Genomic DNA, 17,293 nt, shown 5'->3' with positions numbered 1-17,293 from the left:
GCCGTTCACTCTGTTGATGCCCGCCGATGCACCCGCGTGGTACAACGCCACGCTGATCTCGCTGGCGGTGAATATCGTCTTGCTGATCGTGGTGTCGCTGTTTACGCGCATCTCCGAGGGCGAGCGCTCGGCGGCGGAAGCCTGCTCGGTGGATGCGGTCATCCGCTCGAAACGCCTACCGCTGGAAGCCGCTACGGCGGGGGATTTTCCCGCTCACCTGGCCCAGGCGCTGGGCGATGAAGCCGCCAGCCGCGAAGTGGACCGCGCCCTGAAAGCGCTCAACCTGACCCCGCAAGAGCGCCGTCCCTATGCGCTGCGCCGTTTACGCGACCGCATTCAAGCCAACTTATCAGGGCTCATGGGGCCGTCGGTGGCGCGGGATATTGTGGATAGATACCTGCCCTACCGCCACGACGATGCTCCTGTTACCGACGACATCCACTTTGTAGAGAGCCGCTTAGAAGCCTACCGCTCGCGCCTCACCGGGCTTGCCAGAGAACTCGACGGGCTGCGCCGCCACCACCGTCAAACCCTGGCCTATCTGCCGGTGGGGCTGTGCGTTTTGGGCGACGACGATGAGCTTCTGATGTGGAACCAAGCGCTCTCCCAGCTCTCTGGCATCAGCGGCGAAAGCGTGATCGGCTCCCGGCGCGACAGCCTGCCCCCGCCCTGGCCCACGCTGCTGGGCAGCGTGCTGAATGCCAGCCAAACGCCGCTGTACAAACAGGCGGTCACGCTGCACGGCAAAGACTACTTTTTGACGCTGCACAAAGCGGTGCTCAGCGGCCACGATAGTCGTGGCGGCAGCGTCATTCTGGTAGAGGATCACACCGAGATGAAATGGCTGGAAGAGGAGCTAGTGCACGCCGCGCGGCTCGCCTCCATTGGCCAGCTCGCCGCTGGTGTAGCCCACGAGATTGGCAACCCGATTACCGGCATCTCATCGCTGGCGCAAAACCTGCGCTACGACACCGAAGACCCGGCGTTGCTGGAAACCGCCGACCAAATTCAGCAGCTCACTCAGCGGGTGACTAAAATCGTCAACTCCCTGGTGGGGTTTGCCCATGGCGGACGGCCCGCACTACCGCTTCCCGCCGCGCCAGCATCGCTGAAAACGGTCAGCGAAGATGCGCTGCACTTGATCCATTTAGCCCGCTCAGGCGAGGATGTCACCTTTACCAACGCCTGCCCAAGTGACATTGTGGTGCGCGGTGATGCACAGCGCCTGACCCAAGTCATGGTAAATTTACTGAGCAACGCCAAGGACGCCTGCCAGCCACAGGGTACGGTACGTATTGAGGCAGGCACCCAGGCCAGCCACGCTTGGTGGCGCGTCGTCGATGACGGCCATGGGATTGATCCCAGCGTTAAACACCGCCTGTTCGAACCGTTCACCACCACCAAACCGGCGGGTGAAGGCACCGGACTTGGGTTATCGTTGGCGTATCAAATTATCAATGAGCACCAAGGCAAAATAGAGGTCGCTTCACCACCTCCCGGAAAGCCTCGCGGCACGGCCATTACGCTATGGCTACCGCTTTACCAACAGGATGATCACTTGCCCCATGCCCAGGATACTGATTGTTGAAGATGAAGCGATTATTCGCAGCGCGCTAAAGCGCTTACTGGAACGTCATCACTACAGCGTCAGCGAAGCGGCCAGCGCCGAAGAGGCCCGCACGCAGCCGCTCAGCGACTTTGACCTCATCATCAGCGACCTGCGCCTGCCGGGGGAGCCGGGCACGACGCTCATTGAGCTAGCGGCCCCCGCCCCGGTACTGATCATGACCAGCTACGCCAGCATGCGTTCGGCGGTGGATGCGCTCAAGCAGGGCGCCGTTGATTATGTCGCCAAGCCCTTCGACCACACCGAGCTACTGGAAACCGTCGAGCGTATTCTGCACAAGCAGTCGATGCAGCAGGGCACGCCGCCGGATGTCACCGACGAGGGCGGCGGCCGTCAAACCATGATTGGTGACTGTACCGCCATGCAGGAGGTGTACACGCGCATCCGCAAAACCGCGCCTGCGGACGTCACCGTGCTCATCCAAGGCGAATCAGGCACTGGCAAGGAGCTGGTCGCGCGCGCCATCCATCAGCAGAGCAAGCGCGCCAAAGCGCCGCTGATTTGCGTGAACTGCGCGGCGATTCCCGAAACGCTGATCGAATCCGAGCTGTTTGGTCACGAAAAAGGCGCCTTTACCGGCGCCAGCGCTGCGCGCACCGGCTTGGTCGAAGCCGCCGACGGCGGCACGCTCTTTCTGGATGAGATTGGCGAGCTGCCCCTGGACGCCCAGGCGCGATTGCTGCGGGTACTGCAAGAGGGCGAAATCCGCAAAATTGGCTCCGTGGAAACCCGCCATGTGAATGTTCGGCTGATTGCCGCCACTCACCGCGACCTGCGCGCGCTTTCCAAAAGCGGCGAGTTCCGGCTTGATTTGTACTACCGGCTGAACGTGATGCAGATTGCCCTGCCACCGCTGCGCGAGCGCGAAGACGACGTACTCAAAATCGCCGACATCCTGCTGGAAAAGGCCTGCAAGCGCCACGAACGCCCCGGGCTGCGGCTCTCTAGAGCGGCTCGTCAGGACCTACGCGACTACCCCTGGCCCGGTAACGTGCGCGAGCTTGAAAATGCTCTGGAGCGCGGAGTTATTCTCGCCGAAGGGCATTTGATTCACCCCGATGATTTGGGACTTGGCCCGGTGACTAACCGACCTCACCCACCTGCCGTTAACCCTGTGGCTTCCACAAATGACGATGCCACGACTGCCGACGAAGACGACCTTTCCCTGGAAGATTACTTCCAGCACTTTGTGCTAGAGCACCAGGACCAAATGAGCGAAACCGAGCTGGCACAAAAGCTGGGCATTAGTCGCAAAAATTTATGGGAGCGTCGCCAACGTTTGGGCATCCCACGTAAAAAGACCGCCCGCCGTCAAAGCTAGCTCATTGCTAGCTTTAACAAGGACGCTAGCCCTTAGCCGTAAGACTAACGTCTAATAGATTGATTTTCATAAGAAATATCCAAAAACCGTTACCCAGGCGCTGTTACCTTCCCACACAACGAAGCGAGCAACAGGGTCAAAAACGGGTAACACTTTCCTTCCCAATTAGTTCCCTGGCCTACCCATAAACCTCCAAACCATTGAAATACATAACGTATCAAATGAGTGGCACGGTGAGTGCAATATTACTAGGCAAGAAGAACAAACTGGGCAGCGCGGTTAGTCGCTAACAAAAACAACATGACACCGCCCCGACCTGAGCCAAAACAAAAACAACAGGGCCAGGTAGAGATAACAGCACTAACAAGAACAATAGGCTTGAATCTCATTACTTGCATGCGCAGCACAAGGCCACCAAACGGAGCCATGCAACAAAGCGCAGCGAACAATAACAACAGCCAGCAAGTGCCCAAATAAGGACGCGACGTACACAAGGTTCTGCACCCAAACAACAACAATAGCAGCATAGGTGTACACCCCCGGAGCCAATAACAACTCGCCGGGAGAGAAAAGTTCGCGGTTGGATTATTGTTTTGAATACGAGGCGGTCGGGATCAGAGTGGTTCTTATGCCTGCCGACTGCGGTGCGTATTCAGGGCGATGTGCCATCATGAATAAAAACAGCAGCATGGACGCTGATTGTCTGCTTTATAGGGGAGGCTCACGTAGCCTCCCCTTTCCGCGTTTATAGGGCTCGATGTTGTGGTCTTCTAGCAAACCTCTCCTCGGCGCTTTGCAAGCCAGAAGGGGTCGGATACACTCAATCCCTTACCGTCCTCCATACGGTTACGTTTTCGAACCCGTTTTCGCTACACTGCGAGTCGATATCGCCGCATGCTTAAAGGATTTACCCGTTTATTACATAGCCCGGGAGAGCACTTGAAATCCCTGCTCGATTCCCCAGAGAGCGCCTCTGATGCGCTCAGTCCTCGTATTATTCCGCGCTCCGAGCATCCCGTCTCTCGTCAGCAAATCAGTGAAGCCGCGCTCAAGGTGCTGTACCGCCTCAATGGGGCTGGTTTCGATGCCTATCTTGTCGGTGGCTGCATTCGCGACGCGCTGCTGGGCAAAATGCCGAAAGACTTCGATGTTGCCACCAACGCAACGCCCGAGCAGGTGCGCGACCTATTTCGCAACTCACGCCTGATTGGCCGCCGTTTCCGCATCGTTCACGTGCGCTTTGGCCGCGAAGTCATCGAGGTAACCACCTTCCGTGGTAAACCCCAGGACGAGCACGGCGACCATATCGCTCACCAGTCGGACGATGGCCTACTGCTGCGGGACAACGTGTGGGGCAATATCGAAGAGGACGCGCTGCGCCGTGACTTTACCGTCAATGCGCTCTACTACAATATTGCTGACTTCACGATCCACGACTTTGCCAACGGCGCGCGGGATATTGAGTCGCGCACGCTGCGGCTGATCGGCGACCCTGCGACCCGCTACCGTGAAGACCCGGTACGGATGCTGCGCGCGGTTCGCTTTGCAGCCAAGCTCGACTTCACGATCGAGCCCGCCACCGAAGCGCCGATGTACGACTTGGCGCCGCTGCTGCTGCAAATTCCGCCTGCGCGCCTGTTTGATGAAGTGCTCAAGCTGTTTATGGCGGGCCACGGATTAATCACTTTCCGCCTGCTCAGCCATTACAATCTGTTTGGCATGCTCTTCCCGGAATCAGAAGAAGCCATGGCCGATGCCGCTTGGGCAGAAGAGCTGATTGAACAAGCGTTGACCAATACCGATAAGCGTATTGCTGACGGCCGTCCAGTCACGCCAGCGTTCTTATTAGCAGCTTTTTTATGGGCACCTGTGGCCCATCGCCAAGCGGCGCTTGAGCGCGAAGGTATGCCCGCCGTGCCTGCATTACAAACAGCAGCGCAAGAGGTTGTCTCGCGTCAGCTGCAGCATATTTCGATTCCCAAGCGCTTTGGTATCCCCATGCGCGAAATCTGGGAGCTGCAAGCACGCTTGCCGATGCGCCGGGGCAAACGGGCTTTCCAAACCCGCGAGCATCCGCGCTTCCGTGCTGCTTATGACCTCTTGTTGCTACGTGAACAGGCGGGTGAAATTCCCCGTGGGCTAGGCGACTGGTGGACGGCGTTTCAGAAAGGCGATGAGCACGAACAGCTTCGCCTACTGCAAAAAGTCGGCAGCGACCCTGCCAGCCAAGGTGACCGCCGGCGCAAAAAACGCCGCAAGCCGCGGAAGGCGAACAGTGAATAACGCCGTTCGCAGTTACATCGGCCTTGGTAGCAATTTGGAGAACCCCAAAGGGCAGGTGCAGCAGGCGCTTCAAGAGCTAGCTGCCCTACCCTTGTCTCGGCTGGTGGCTAGCTCGTCACTCTACGCCACTCCCCCCGTAGGCCCTCAAGACCAGCCTGACTTTATCAACGCGGTCGCCTGCCTCGAGACGCATCTTTCGCCTTTGGCACTGCTGGATCAACTGCAGGCGTTGGAGCAGCGCCACCGTCGGCGGCGGCTGCGCCACTGGGGGCCGCGCACGCTGGATTTAGACCTGCTGCTCTACGGTGAACTCACACTTCATCAGCCGCGCTTGACCGTTCCCCATGGGCAGATGCACGCCCGCGCTTTCGTGTTAGTCCCGCTGGAGGAAGTCGCTTCAGCGCTTCAGCAGCCCATCATCCTGCATCAGCAGCCGCTTAATCACTGGCTAACAGCTGTAAATATGAGTGATATTCGGCGCTTAAATGATACCGACGTCACCGCGACTGCTACCATCTGACACAAATCTCGACACCACGCCCTCATTCAGGTAACAATTGCCGGTTACGCCACATCGCGCATGCAGGGACGCTGCGATAATAATGGCCGAGCAAAACAGGCGCGACACAACCCTGCCGCATCGGCCCCATAAAGATTGAATGAGAGCACGCCATGAAAACCGTCACCCTGAGCACTCTGCAGGCGTATAAGCGCGCTGGTGAAACGTTCAGTTGCCTGACTGCTTACGATGCCTCCTTTGCCCATACTGCTAGCGCGGCGGGTATTGATGTCCTACTGGTAGGCGACTCCCTGGGCATGGTTCTACAGGGCCATAGCAGCACCCTCCCAGTGACCATCGACGATATTTGCTACCACACCCGCTGCGCTGCGCGCGGCAAAGGCCACAGCCTGCTAATGGTCGATCTACCGTTTATGAGCAACGCCACCACCGAACGCTTATTGGAGGATGGCGCGGCGCTGATGCGTGCGGGTGCAGAGTTGGTGAAAGTTGAGGGCGAAGCGTGGATGGCCGACGGCATACGCGAACTAACCCGCCGCGGCGTCCCTGTTTGCGCCCACTTAGGCTTAACGCCGCAAACCGTTTACCAGTTGGGCGGTTATAAAGTGCAGGGCCGCGAGGCCGAGCAAGCAGAAAAAATTATTCATGACGCCAAAGTGCTGGTCGAGGCAGGCGCATCGGTCATTTTGCTGGAGTGCGTACCCGCCAGTTTGGGCAAAGCGGTGACCGAGGCGCTGGACGTCCCCGTCATCGGTATTGGCGCAGGCCCGGATACCGACGGCCAGATTCTGGTAATGCACGACGTGCTGGGCGTTACCCACGGCCGCACACCGCGTTTTGTGAAGAACTTTATGGCGGACGCACACTCTATTCAAGGTGCGTTTGAGCAGTACCATGAAGCGGTCAAAACCCGCACGTTTCCCGCTCTGGAACACTGTTTTTAAGTGAGTGACAGCGAATCCCCTATGCGCACTTTGCGAGATATTAACGAGCTACGCGCCACTCTGCGCGACTATCGCCTAAAGGGCCAGCGCATTGCGCTGGTGCCTACCATGGGCAACCTGCACGCTGGGCATTTGGCACTCATTGCGACCGCCCGCCAGCATGCAGATGTGGTCGTCTCCAGTCTGTTTGTTAACCCAATGCAGTTTGGCCCTGGCGAAGATTTAGACGCCTACCCGCGCACGTTTGAAGCTGACCAGCGCCAGCTCACCGAAGCAGGCTGTGACCTTCTGTTTGCCCCCACAGTCAGCGCCCTCTACCCCAACGGGCTGGCAGCTCAAACCCGCGTCCACGTGCCCGAGGTCGGCGAAGGGCTTTGCGGTGGCTCACGCCCTGGGCATTTTGACGGTGTCTCCACCGTAGTGAGCATGCTGTTTAACCTAGTGCAGCCAGACGTCGCCTGCTTTGGTGAAAAGGATTACCAGCAGCTCGCGGTGATCCGCAAACTGGTGGCTGACTTGCACATGCCCATCGAGATTATTGGCGTGCCGATTGTGCGCGCCGACGATGGCTTGGCGCTCTCCTCACGTAATGGCTACCTCAGCGAGCAGGAGCGCGCCAAAGCGCCCACGCTCTACCGTACGCTGTGCGAGCTACGCGATGCGCTGGCCCAAGGCGAATCCGCCGAACAGGTACTACAACGGGGTAAAACCGCGCTGTATGATGCCGGCTTTACGCCGGACTACCTTGAGCTGCGGGATGCCACCCTAAAACCTGTGGCGGCCTCCACGCGCCATGCCGTGCTCTTAGCCGCCGCCAAGCTCGGCCCAGCCCGGCTTATCGACAATCTCAGCGTGCAGCTTCCTAGCGCTGCCACTGACTAGCCCGTCAGGCTAGCTCTTTACCCAGGAGTTTCTATGCATACCATTATGCTCAAAGCCAAGCTGCATATGGCCCGTGTTACCCACGCCGTATTGAACTATGAAGGCTCGTGCGCCATCGACGGCGAACTGCTGGATATGGCCGGCATCCGCGAAAATGAACAGATTCAGATTTATAACGTGGAGAACGGCGAGCGCTTCACCACTTATGCCATTCGTGGCGAAGAGGGGTCACGTTTGATCTCGATCAACGGCGCAGCGGCGCATCTGGCCTCGCCAGGGCACCGCATCATTATTTGCAGCTACGCCCACTACTCAGAAGCCGAACTTGAAAACCATCAGCCTGCGCTGGTGTACCTCCAAGAAGGCAACCACGTTAGCCATACCAGCAACGCCATTCCGGTCCAATTGGCATAAGCTAATCATCTGAGAATGCGTTATTTAACGGGCCGTTGATCGGCCCGTTTTTATTTGCCAAAAAAAGCGTATTGCCGCAATGCACAACCTTCCCCTATGCTGATAGCCAAGCCTGTCAATACACGCTAATAACGATGTTAATAACAACGGATAGGCAGCGACGTCTATCTGCCATAGGAACGATGCAACACTTACTCAAGGAGTTATCGTATGCAAGACGTGGTCATTGTGGCGGCACGCCGCACCGCCGTAGGTAGCTTTGGTGGATCACTCGCTGGTATTCCTGCCAGCGACCTGGGCGCACTAGTGATTAAAGATATTATGGCTTCCACCGGGGTGGCTCCTGCGCAAATCGATGAAGTGCTACTGGGCCAAGTGCTCACCGCAGGCGTCGGCCAAAACCCGGCACGCCAGGCAGCTATTAAAGCGGGCCTACCTGACACCGTACCAGCCATGACGATTAATAAAGTATGTGGCTCGGGCCTTAAAGCACTGCATCTAGCGACCCAAGCCATTCGCTGCGGCGATGCAGAGATTATTCTGGCCGGCGGTCAGGAGAATATGTCTGCCTCTCCCCATATCCTCCCCAATTCCCGTAACGGCCAGCGCATGGGCGACTGGAAAGCCATCGACTCCATGGTTCATGACGGCTTGTGGGACGCGTTCAATAACTATCACATGGGGATCACTGCCGAGAACTTGGCAGAGAAGTACGGCATCACTCGGGAACAGATGGACGAATTTGCCGCTGCTTCCCAGCAGAAAGCAGCCGCTGCCATTAAAGAGGGCAAATTCAAAAGCCAGATCGTGCCGGTGGAAGTGCCCCAGCGTAAAGGCGACCCGGTGGTGTTCGATACCGACGAAAATCCCCGCGAAGTGTCTGCCGAGAAGCTAGGCGGCATGCGCCCCGCGTTCAAGAAAGATGGCGCCGTGACTGCTGGCAACGCCTCGTCGCTAAACGACGGCGCTGCGGTCGTCATGCTCTGCTCGGCAGAAAAAGCTAAAGAACTCGGCCTGGAGCCGCTAGCCCGCATCGCAGCTTACTCCAACGCAGGCGTCGACCCGGCCATTATGGGTATTGGCCCGGCCCCAGCAACACGCCGCTGCTTGGAAAAAGCAGGCTGGAGCTTGGATGACCTAGACCTCGTTGAAGCTAACGAAGCCTTCGCCGCCCAAGCGCTCTCGGTCAACAAAGAGCTTGGCTGGGACACCTCTAAAGTGAACGTGAACGGCGGTGCTATTGCCCTGGGCCACCCCATCGGTGCTTCTGGCTGCCGTGTTCTGGTTACGCTGCTCCACGAGATGATTGCCCGCGACGCCAAAAAAGGCCTCGCTACGCTGTGTATCGGCGGCGGCCAAGGGGTTGCACTGGCGATTGAGCGTCCGTAACACCTCTTAAGCGGAACGTAGAGAGAGTGCCCCCGCCACGCGGGGGCATTTTTTTCACTGGTCTTGCCAAGCCATTAGCGACGCTTCTCCCCCACAATGCGCGAGGGTGTGCGCCATACCAATAGCATCCCCAGCAGAAACAGCCCTGATGCCGCCCACATGTCCATGGGCAGGCTGGTGGTATCAACCACTTGGCCACCTACCATGGCTCCCAGGCCAATCGACATATTAAAGACAAATGCCATCAGCGCCGTAGCGGCTTCCGTATTGGGCGCTGTGCGCAGTATCCAGGTTTGAATACTCACCGATACACTGCCAAAGACCGCGCCCCAGACCATCAGCAGCATAACGCCGCTAATGGGCTGAACACCTAATAGTGGGAATAGCACCACGACCACCAGCAGTAGGCTGGGAATCGCCAGCACCGCACGGTAGGGATGTCGCCCAGCAAAGACACCCGCCGCGATATTGCCCAAAATCCCCGCCGCCCCGTAGAGCAGCAGCAAGCTTCCAACGTGACGCTGGGCAATACCGCTAATCTCCTGAAGGATCGGGCTGATAAAGGTATAAGCGGCAAAGTGGCCAACCACCACAAAGCCCGTGGTCAGCACCGCTACCCGCACGCCACGATTCTTTAGCTGTTGCGCAAGCATCCGTAACCTTACTGGCTCGCGGGGCGGCAGCGGCGGTAGCCAGAACCACAGTGCTAAGGCCGTGATCAGGCTCAAGCCACCCAAGGCACCAAACGCGACTCGCCAGTTGCTTAAATCGCCTAACAGCGTACCCAGCGGCACGCCTAAAACGGAGGCCGCCGCCACCCCGCCAAAAATTATGGTCATGGCTTTAGGCACTTGAGCACTCGGCACTAACCGCGGCGCAATACTGCCCGCAATCGCCCAAAAGCCACCAATGCTGATACCGACCAGCACACGAGCAGCCAACAAAAACACAAAGTTGCTTGCCATGGCTGACAGCACGCTGCCCAGCACCATCACCGCCATCATTAAGGTCAGCATAATTCGGCGATCAAGACGCCCGACCGCAACAGGCAAAAGCGGTGCTGAAAACGCCGCGACAACGCCCGGGACCGTTACCATTAAGCCCGCCATACCGGGCGTTACACCCATTGAATCTGCCACCTGCGATAACAGGCCAATAGGCAACTGCTCCGCAGTGACCAATAAAAAAATGCCGATCATCACGGCGACCACCGCCCACCAACGCGGCGATTCCTGCTGCTCCATGCTGTTTCCTCGATTCCTGGACCTATCAAACGACACCGCCCCCGCAGCCAGAGGCTGCGGGGGCGGTAAGTCGTACGCTGATCGCTACTTAGCTAGCGACATCCTCCTCGGCAGCTGCAAATGCGGCTTTCTCTTCTTCGGTGATCTCTTTGATCGAGAGCTTCACGCGATTGCGGTTGTCGATATCCAGCACTTTCACGATGACATCGTCGCCTTCGTTCAGGAAGTCGCGAACGTTGTTGACGCGCTCCTGGACGATTTGCGAGATATGTACCAGACCATCGGTACCCGGCATGATGTTTACAAAGGCACCGAAGTCAGCGATGCGCACCACTTTGCCTTTGTAGAGCTTGCCGATTTCCGCTTCAGCGGTAATCGCCAGTACGGTATCGATGGCTTTTTTGGCCGCCGCTTTATCTTCTGCGTAGATGCGTACGGTGCCATCGTCGTCGAGGTCGATAGACGCGCCGGTATCTTCGCAAATCTTACGGATGGTCGCGCCGCCTTTACCGATAACATCACGAATCTTATCGGGATCGATTTTGATCGTCGCCATGGACGGTGCGTTTTCAGACACATCGGTACGGCTTTGACTGATCACGGCGTTCATCTGAGCCAGGATACCGATGCGCGCATCGTGGGCCTGCTGCAGCGCGGTCTCCATGATCTCTTCGTTGATGCCTTCGATCTTGATGTCCATCTGCAGGGCGGTCACGCCCTCTTCAGAACCGGCGACTTTAAAGTCCATATCACCCAGGTGGTCTTCATCACCTAGGATATCGGTCAGCACCGCGTAGCCGTCTTCGTCTTTGACGAGGCCCATGGCGATACCCGCCACCGGCGCTTTTAGCGGTACACCCGCATCCATCAGGGCCAGCGACGAACCACATACCGATGCCATGGAGCTAGAGCCGTTGGATTCAGTAATCTCCGACACCACACGAATGGTGTAGGGGAATACGTCTTCAGACGGCAGCATGGCTTGGATACCGCGACGCGCCAAGCGGCCGTGACCGATTTCGCGACGCTTGGGGCCACCCATAAAGCCAGCTTCACCTACCGAGTAGGGAGGGAAGTTGTAGTGAAGCATAAAGCGGTCTTTACGCTCGCCTTCCAGCGACTCAATCAGTTGAGAATCGCGCAGCGTGCCCAGTGTGGCCACGGCAATCGCCTGGGTTTCACCACGGGTAAAGATGGCAGAGCCGTGAGTTTTCGGCAGCACGCCTACTTCAATGGCCAGCGGGCGCACGGTGACGTTATCGCGGCCATCGATACGCGGCTCGCCTTTGACAACGCGTGAACGCACGACACGCTTCTCAAGCGCTGCGAACGCGCCCTTCACGTCATCTTTGCTGAACTTGCCTTCTGCTTCTTCACCTTCAGCGGCCACTAACTGCTCAACGGCCTCGTCTTTCAGCGCAGCCAGCGCGTCCTGGCGAGCCATTTTGTCGGTGATGCGGTACGCTTCGCCCACTTTGGCTTCAAAGGCGTCGGCCATGGCGGTTTTCAGCGCCACGTTCTCAGCCGGAGCCTGCCATTCCCAGCGCGGCTTACCGGCTTCAGCGACCAGTTCTTTAATGGCGTTGACTGCTACCTGCATCTCCTGGTGGCCAAACAGTACCGCCCCCAGCATTTCATCTTCGAGCAGTTCTTGCGCTTCTGATTCCACCATCAGTACGGCGTTTTCCGTACCGGCAACCACCATATCCAATTCAGACGTGGTCAGTTCTTCAACCGTGGGGTTCAGGAAGTAGCCCTGCTCTTCGTTGAAGCCAACGCGGGCAGCGCCAATCGGGCCGTTAAACGGCACGCCAGAAATGCTCAGCGCCGCAGAGGTGCCCAGCATGGCCGCGATATCCGGATCATGATTACGGTCAGTCGACAGAACGGTGCAGATCACCTGCACTTCGTTCATAAACCCTTTGGGAAACAGCGGACGGATCGGACGGTCGATCAAACGCGAGGTCAGGGTCTCTTTTTCAGTCGGGCGACCTTCACGCTTAAAGAAGCCGCCGGGGATTTTACCAACGGCGTAGGTCTTCTCTTGGTAGTGAACCGAGAGCGGGAAAAAGGGCTGGCCTGGGTTGACGTCTTTCTTCGCCACCACCGTACACAGTACGACGGTCTCGTCCATGGTGACCATTACGGCACCTGTGGCTTGGCGAGCGATACGCCCAGTTTCTAGGGTGACGGTGCTACGACCGTATTGAAACGTTTTTTTGACCGGATTCACGGCTACTTCCTTTAACATTAATAGCTACTTGTCTTTTCGCTTGGGTCGTTTTGACTCGCCACCATTCTAGGCGTTGATGCGCCTTACGGCTACCACAAACAAAAAAACGGGCAGCTCACAAGGAGCTGCCCGTTTCGAATCATTGCCGTTAAAAACTTAGCGGCGCAGACCCAGACGCTGAATCAGAGACTGATAGCGCTCGAAATCTTTACGCTTCAGGTAGTCCAGCAGCTTACGACGCTGGTTTACCATGCGGATCAGACCACGACGAGAGTGGTGATCCTGCTTGTTGGTTTTGAAGTGGTCCTGCAGGCCGTTGATGTTAGCGCTCAGCAGTGCAACCTGAACTTCAGGGGAACCGGTGTCGTTGTCGCCGCGGCCGTATTCGTTGACGATCTCGGCCTTTTTCTCAGCGGTTAATGCCATCTGTCTCTCCAGTAAGCAATATGCCTAAAAATGAATGGGTGAGACCACGCATATTTGCAGTCTCAAGCTACTATTTTCCCGCAAATCGCCGCTTCCTTGCAACGTTTTACGAAATGGCGACTGTACTTAACAGCCGCTTGGGCGCTACTTCCTCAGGCCCTTTTACAACGCCAAGGCCGATAAACGTCTCAGCGTAATAAAGTCGTGTTAGCGCATCCGGTGATAACTCACCCGCGGCTAAGTAGGCAGACTGCCCATGGGCAAGACGCCCATAAGAGGCTTCGTCGACACTCAGCGAAGGTAGATGGTCAACCAGCACATCCGCAGGCATTAATTCTGCTTCCCGGCTGGCTTGGTCTGCCAAGGCTTCCAACGCTTCTAGCGTCCACATGGCGTCGCCGTTAAACGGTCCCGTTTTAAGCCTGCGCAGCTGGCTAATGTGGGCACCACAGCCTAGAGCATGGCCAATATCTTCAGCCAACGTGCGGATGTAAGTGCCTTTACTGCAGCTTACTTCCAGCTCGAACGCGGTGCCCTCAAAAGCAAGCAGGCGCGCATCATACACGCTAACCCGCCGCGCTGCACGCTCTACGTGCTTGCCCTCACGGGCCAACTCGTAGAGCTTTTTGCCTTGATGCTTGAGGGCCGAATACATCGGCGGAACTTGCTCAATCTCACCGCGAAACTGCGTTAAGACCGACTCCACCGCCTCAGCCGTGAGTGATGGAACCTCACGCTGCTCAATGATCGTGCCTTCTGCGTCGCCGGTATCGGTGATCACACCCAGCTCGATGCGGGTGCGATACATTTTGTCGGCTTCCAGCAGATGCGCGGAGAACTTGGTGGCCTCCCCTAGGCAAATAGGTAGCAAGCCTGTCGCCATAGGGTCGAGCGTGCCGGTGTGCCCGGCTTTTTGCGCCTCAAAGAGACGGCGCACACGCTGCAGCGCGTGGTTGCTGGAAATGCCTTTCGGCTTATCCAGCAGCAGCACGCCATTCACCGGTAATCCACGACGGCGACGAGCCATTAACGCGTCTCCTCACCTTGCTCTTCACTGCCGCCCTCGTCATCCGCTTGACGAGCACGGTCCGTGGAGACCGCTTCGTCAATCAGCGATGAGAGGTGCTGACCGCGCACCACGCTTTCATCAAAATGAAAGCGCAGCTCTGGGACGTGCCGCAGCTTAATACGCTTGGCAATTTGGCTTCTTAGAAACCCTGAGGCGCGCTTAAGCACTTGCAGGTTCTCCTTGATACGCTCAGGCTCCTGTTCACCCAGCAGGGTGACATAGATATCGGCGTAGCCAAGATCACGGCTAACGGTCGCACCGCTGACCGTGACCGTGCCCAAACGCGGGTCTTTCACTTCGCGTTGGATCAGTACCGCCAGCTCCTTATGGAGCTGGTCGGCTACTCGGTCGGTACGCTTAAATTCGCGCATGCTTGCTCCTCGCGGCCTTACAGGCTGCGCTCGACCTTCACTTGGTCAAAGACTTCGATCTTGTCGCCGACCTGGACATCGTTGTAGTTCTTCACGCCGATGCCACACTCCATACCGTTACGTACTTCTTGTACGTCGTCTTTGAAGCGGCGCAGCGATTCGAGCTCACCTTCGTAGATCACCACGTTGTCGCGCAGAACGCGGATACGCTTGCTGCGTGACACCGTGCCTTCGACGACCATACAACCGGCAACGGCACCAATCTTCGGAGCGCGGAATACGTCGCGAACTTCGGCCACACCGACGATCTCTTCTTTCCACTCGGGCGCGAGCATACCGCTCATCGCCTGCTTCACTTCGTCGATCAGCTGGTAGATAACGCTGTAGTAGCGCAGATCCAGGCCTTCACGCTCGATGATCTCGCGGGCAGCCGCGTCAGCACGTACGTTGAAACCAACCACAATCGCTTCAGATGCCAGCGCCAGGTTGGCGTCAGTTCCGGTAATACCACCCACACCAGAGGAGACCACAGCCACTTGTACTTCTTCAGTGGAGAGCTCTTCCAAGGCGCCTTTGATCGCTTCCAGCGAGCCTTGTACGTCGGCTTTGAGGACGATGTTGACCTTGGCCACTTCGTCTTGGCCCATCTGGCTGAACATGTTCTCCAGCTTGGCCTTCTGCTGACGCGCCAGGCGTACTTCGCGGTATTTACCCTGACGGAAGTTAGCCACTTCGCGGGCTTTCTTCTCATCGGCGACTACCATGAAGTCATCACCGGCATCCGGCGTGCCGTCGAGACCCTGGATCTCTACCGGCATGGCGGGGCCAGCGGTATCGACCTGCTTACCCAGCTCGTTGGTCAGCGCACGTACGCGGCCATAGTGCAGGCCAGCCAGGACGATGTCGCCCTTCTTCAGCGTACCGTTTTGAACCAGCACGGTTGCAACCGGACCGCGACCTTTGTCCAAGCGAGACTCAACAACAACACCTTTACCGGGTGCCGACGGAACGGCTGTCAGCTCAAGTACTTCGGAGGCCAGCTGGATCGCTTCCAGCAGGTCTTCCATACCTTCACCGGTTTTGGCAGACACGTGAACAAACTGCGTGTCACCGCCCCACTCTTCAGAGATAACGCCGTGCTGGGACAGTTCGTTACGAATGCGGTCAAAATCGGCACCCGTTTTATCGATCTTGTTCACAGCAACGACCATGGGAACTTCAGCCGCTTTCGAGTGCTCAATCGCCTCGACGGTCTGAGGCATCACGCCGTCGTCAGCTGCGACCACCAGGATAACCACGTCGGTGGCTTTTGCACCGCGGGCACGCATGGCGGTGAACGCCGCGTGACCAGGGGTATCCAGGAAGGTCACACCGCCGTGGTCATCTTCCACGTGGTAAGCACCGATGTGCTGAGTAATACCGCCCGCTTCGCCAGTGGCGACTTTGGCGCGACGGATATAGTCCAGCAGCGAGGTTTTACCGTGGTCAACGTGACCCATAACGGTCACAACCGGTGAACGGGTGATCTCTTCGCCTTCGTAGGAGATGCCTTCCAGCATTTCCGTTTCCAGCGCGTCGTCTTTCACCAGTTTGACTTTGTGGCCCATCTCTTCCACCACGATGGCCGCTGTATCCTGGTCAATCGTCTGGTTGATGGTTACCGCCGCACCCATGGTGAACATAGCCTTGATGACTTCGTTGGCCTTGATCGACATTTTGTCGGCTAGCTCAGCAACGCTGATGGACTCAGGAATCGAGACTTCACGCACGATCGGCTGAGTCGGCTTCTGGAAGCCGTGCTTGCCGTTGCCGCTCTGGCTTGCGCCACCGCGACGTCCGCCACGGCGTTCGGCACGCTTCACTTTCTTGCCACCGCCACGCTTACGCTCTTCGCGATCGCCACGATCATCGTCGTCATCACGACCTTTCTTCTTCGCAGCTGCCTTTTTGGGCGGTGCGGTACGACGGTCGGTACGGCCTTCTTTCGGCGGTGCAGGCGGCAGATCGTCGCCGGTTGGCGTATCGTCGATCTCAAGCTCAGGCACTTCGATGTCCGGCACTTCCGCCGCTTTTGCTGCTTTTGCCTTGGCCTTCTCTTCTGCTTCTTTACGTGCAGCTTCTTCCGCAGCTTTGGCTTTCGCCGCTACCACTTTTTCTTCCGCTGCACGGGCATCACGCGCTTTGCGCTCTGCTTCAGCTTCGGCCATATCGCCCACTAACTGGCGCGGGCCAGAATGCTTGGGCTCAGGTGCTTTCGGCTTTTCGTCTTCAGCGCTTTTAACGTAGGTTTTCTTCTTGCGAACCTGTACTTCAATCGTTTTACCACGCTCACCGGTTTTGATGCGGCTGCGGGTTTTACGCGTCAACGTAATACGGTTTTTGCTCGGCTCGCTATCACCGCCGCCATGGCTTTTTTTCAAAAAGCTCAGCAACGTCTGCTTGTCGTCTTCAGACACAGCGTCACCTTCAGAAGCATGCTTCAAGCCTGCTTCTTTCATCTGTTCCAATAGGCGGGGCACATCGCGGCCCACTTTTACTGCAAAATCTTTAACTGTCATATCTGACATAGT

General features: G+C 57.5%; 14 protein-coding genes. 8 read left to right on the top strand and 6 right to left on the bottom strand.

The window, feature by feature from the left end; genetic code table 11:
- From BIS10_RS02345 to BIS10_RS02310, 8 genes are all read left to right on the top strand, one after another.
- Positions 1-1,588: nitrogen regulation protein NR(II) (locus BIS10_RS02345; RefSeq protein ID WP_253502021.1), on the top strand; the 1,588-nt coding region annotated here is incomplete at its 5' end.
- The gene (locus tag BIS10_RS02340) at positions 1,566-2,948 is read left to right on the top strand and encodes a sigma-54 dependent transcriptional regulator (RefSeq protein ID WP_253502018.1); all 1,383 of its coding nucleotides are present in this window, start codon (positions 1,566-1,568) and stop codon (positions 2,946-2,948) included. The genes BIS10_RS02345 and BIS10_RS02340, both read left to right, overlap by 23 nt.
- A gap of 894 nt (positions 2,949-3,842) precedes the next feature.
- Positions 3,843-5,231: a polynucleotide adenylyltransferase PcnB gene (pcnB, locus tag BIS10_RS02335; protein ID WP_253502015.1), complete on the top strand. Its 1,389-nt coding sequence runs from the start codon at positions 3,843-3,845 to the stop codon at positions 5,229-5,231.
- The gene (folK, locus tag BIS10_RS02330; RefSeq protein WP_253502013.1) at positions 5,224-5,751 is read left to right on the top strand and encodes a 2-amino-4-hydroxy-6-hydroxymethyldihydropteridine diphosphokinase; all 528 of its coding nucleotides are present in this window, start codon (positions 5,224-5,226) and stop codon (positions 5,749-5,751) included. Before pcnB ends, folK begins: the two co-directional genes overlap by 8 nt.
- Positions 5,752-5,903: 152 nt before the next feature.
- A complete protein-coding gene (gene panB, locus BIS10_RS02325; RefSeq protein WP_253502010.1) occupies positions 5,904-6,695 on the top strand; it encodes a 3-methyl-2-oxobutanoate hydroxymethyltransferase in 792 nt (263 codons plus the stop codon).
- A 21-nt stretch (positions 6,696-6,716) separates the two neighbouring features.
- Entirely contained in the window at positions 6,717-7,577 is an 861-nt protein-coding gene (gene panC, locus BIS10_RS02320) for a pantoate--beta-alanine ligase (protein WP_253502007.1), read from the top strand.
- A gap of 33 nt (positions 7,578-7,610) precedes the next feature.
- Positions 7,611-7,991, top strand: a complete 381-nt coding sequence (gene panD, locus BIS10_RS02315; protein ID WP_009723730.1) for an aspartate 1-decarboxylase — start codon at positions 7,611-7,613, stop codon at positions 7,989-7,991.
- Positions 7,992-8,201: 210 nt separating this feature from the next.
- On the top strand, positions 8,202-9,380 hold the full coding sequence (locus BIS10_RS02310; RefSeq protein ID WP_253502004.1) for an acetyl-CoA C-acetyltransferase: 1,179 nt from the start codon (positions 8,202-8,204) through the stop codon (positions 9,378-9,380).
- 74 nt (positions 9,381-9,454) lie between these two features.
- On the opposite strand, the gene BIS10_RS02305 is transcribed toward BIS10_RS02310, so the two are convergent.
- From BIS10_RS02305 to infB, 6 genes are all read right to left on the bottom strand, one after another.
- Complete coding sequence (locus BIS10_RS02305; RefSeq protein WP_253502001.1) at positions 9,455-10,624, bottom strand: MFS transporter; 1,170 nt, start codon at positions 10,622-10,624, stop codon at positions 9,455-9,457.
- A gap of 88 nt (positions 10,625-10,712) precedes the next feature.
- Positions 10,713-12,875 carry a polyribonucleotide nucleotidyltransferase gene (gene pnp, locus BIS10_RS02300; RefSeq protein WP_253501997.1) on the bottom strand — a complete coding sequence of 721 codons (2,163 nt, stop codon included), beginning with the start codon at positions 12,873-12,875 and terminating at the stop codon, positions 10,713-10,715.
- Positions 12,876-13,013: 138 nt separating this feature from the next.
- Positions 13,014-13,283, bottom strand: a complete 270-nt coding sequence (rpsO, locus tag BIS10_RS02295) for a 30S ribosomal protein S15 (protein ID WP_009723734.1) — start codon at positions 13,281-13,283, stop codon at positions 13,014-13,016.
- A 106-nt stretch (positions 13,284-13,389) separates the two neighbouring features.
- Positions 13,390-14,310, bottom strand: coding sequence for a tRNA pseudouridine(55) synthase TruB (truB, locus tag BIS10_RS02290; RefSeq protein WP_253501994.1), 921 nt, complete (start codon positions 14,308-14,310; stop codon positions 13,390-13,392).
- The gene (gene rbfA, locus BIS10_RS02285; protein ID WP_083023355.1) at positions 14,310-14,723 is read right to left on the bottom strand and encodes a 30S ribosome-binding factor RbfA; all 414 of its coding nucleotides are present in this window, start codon (positions 14,721-14,723) and stop codon (positions 14,310-14,312) included. The genes truB and rbfA overlap by 1 nt, the downstream gene beginning before the upstream one ends.
- Before the next feature lie 17 nt (positions 14,724-14,740).
- Positions 14,741-17,290 carry a translation initiation factor IF-2 gene (gene infB / locus BIS10_RS02280; RefSeq protein ID WP_253501991.1) on the bottom strand — a complete coding sequence of 850 codons (2,550 nt, stop codon included), beginning with the start codon at positions 17,288-17,290 and terminating at the stop codon, positions 14,741-14,743.
- Positions 17,291-17,293: the final 3 nt, after the last annotated feature.

It is taken from the genome of Halomonas sp. 707B3, from assembly GCF_024158645.1.
GTDB classification, from domain to species: Bacteria; Pseudomonadota; Gammaproteobacteria; order Pseudomonadales; family Halomonadaceae; genus Vreelandella; species Vreelandella lionensis.
The sequence above is the reverse complement of the archived record's forward strand: the minus strand, read 5'-3'. Positions and strand labels throughout refer to the sequence as shown.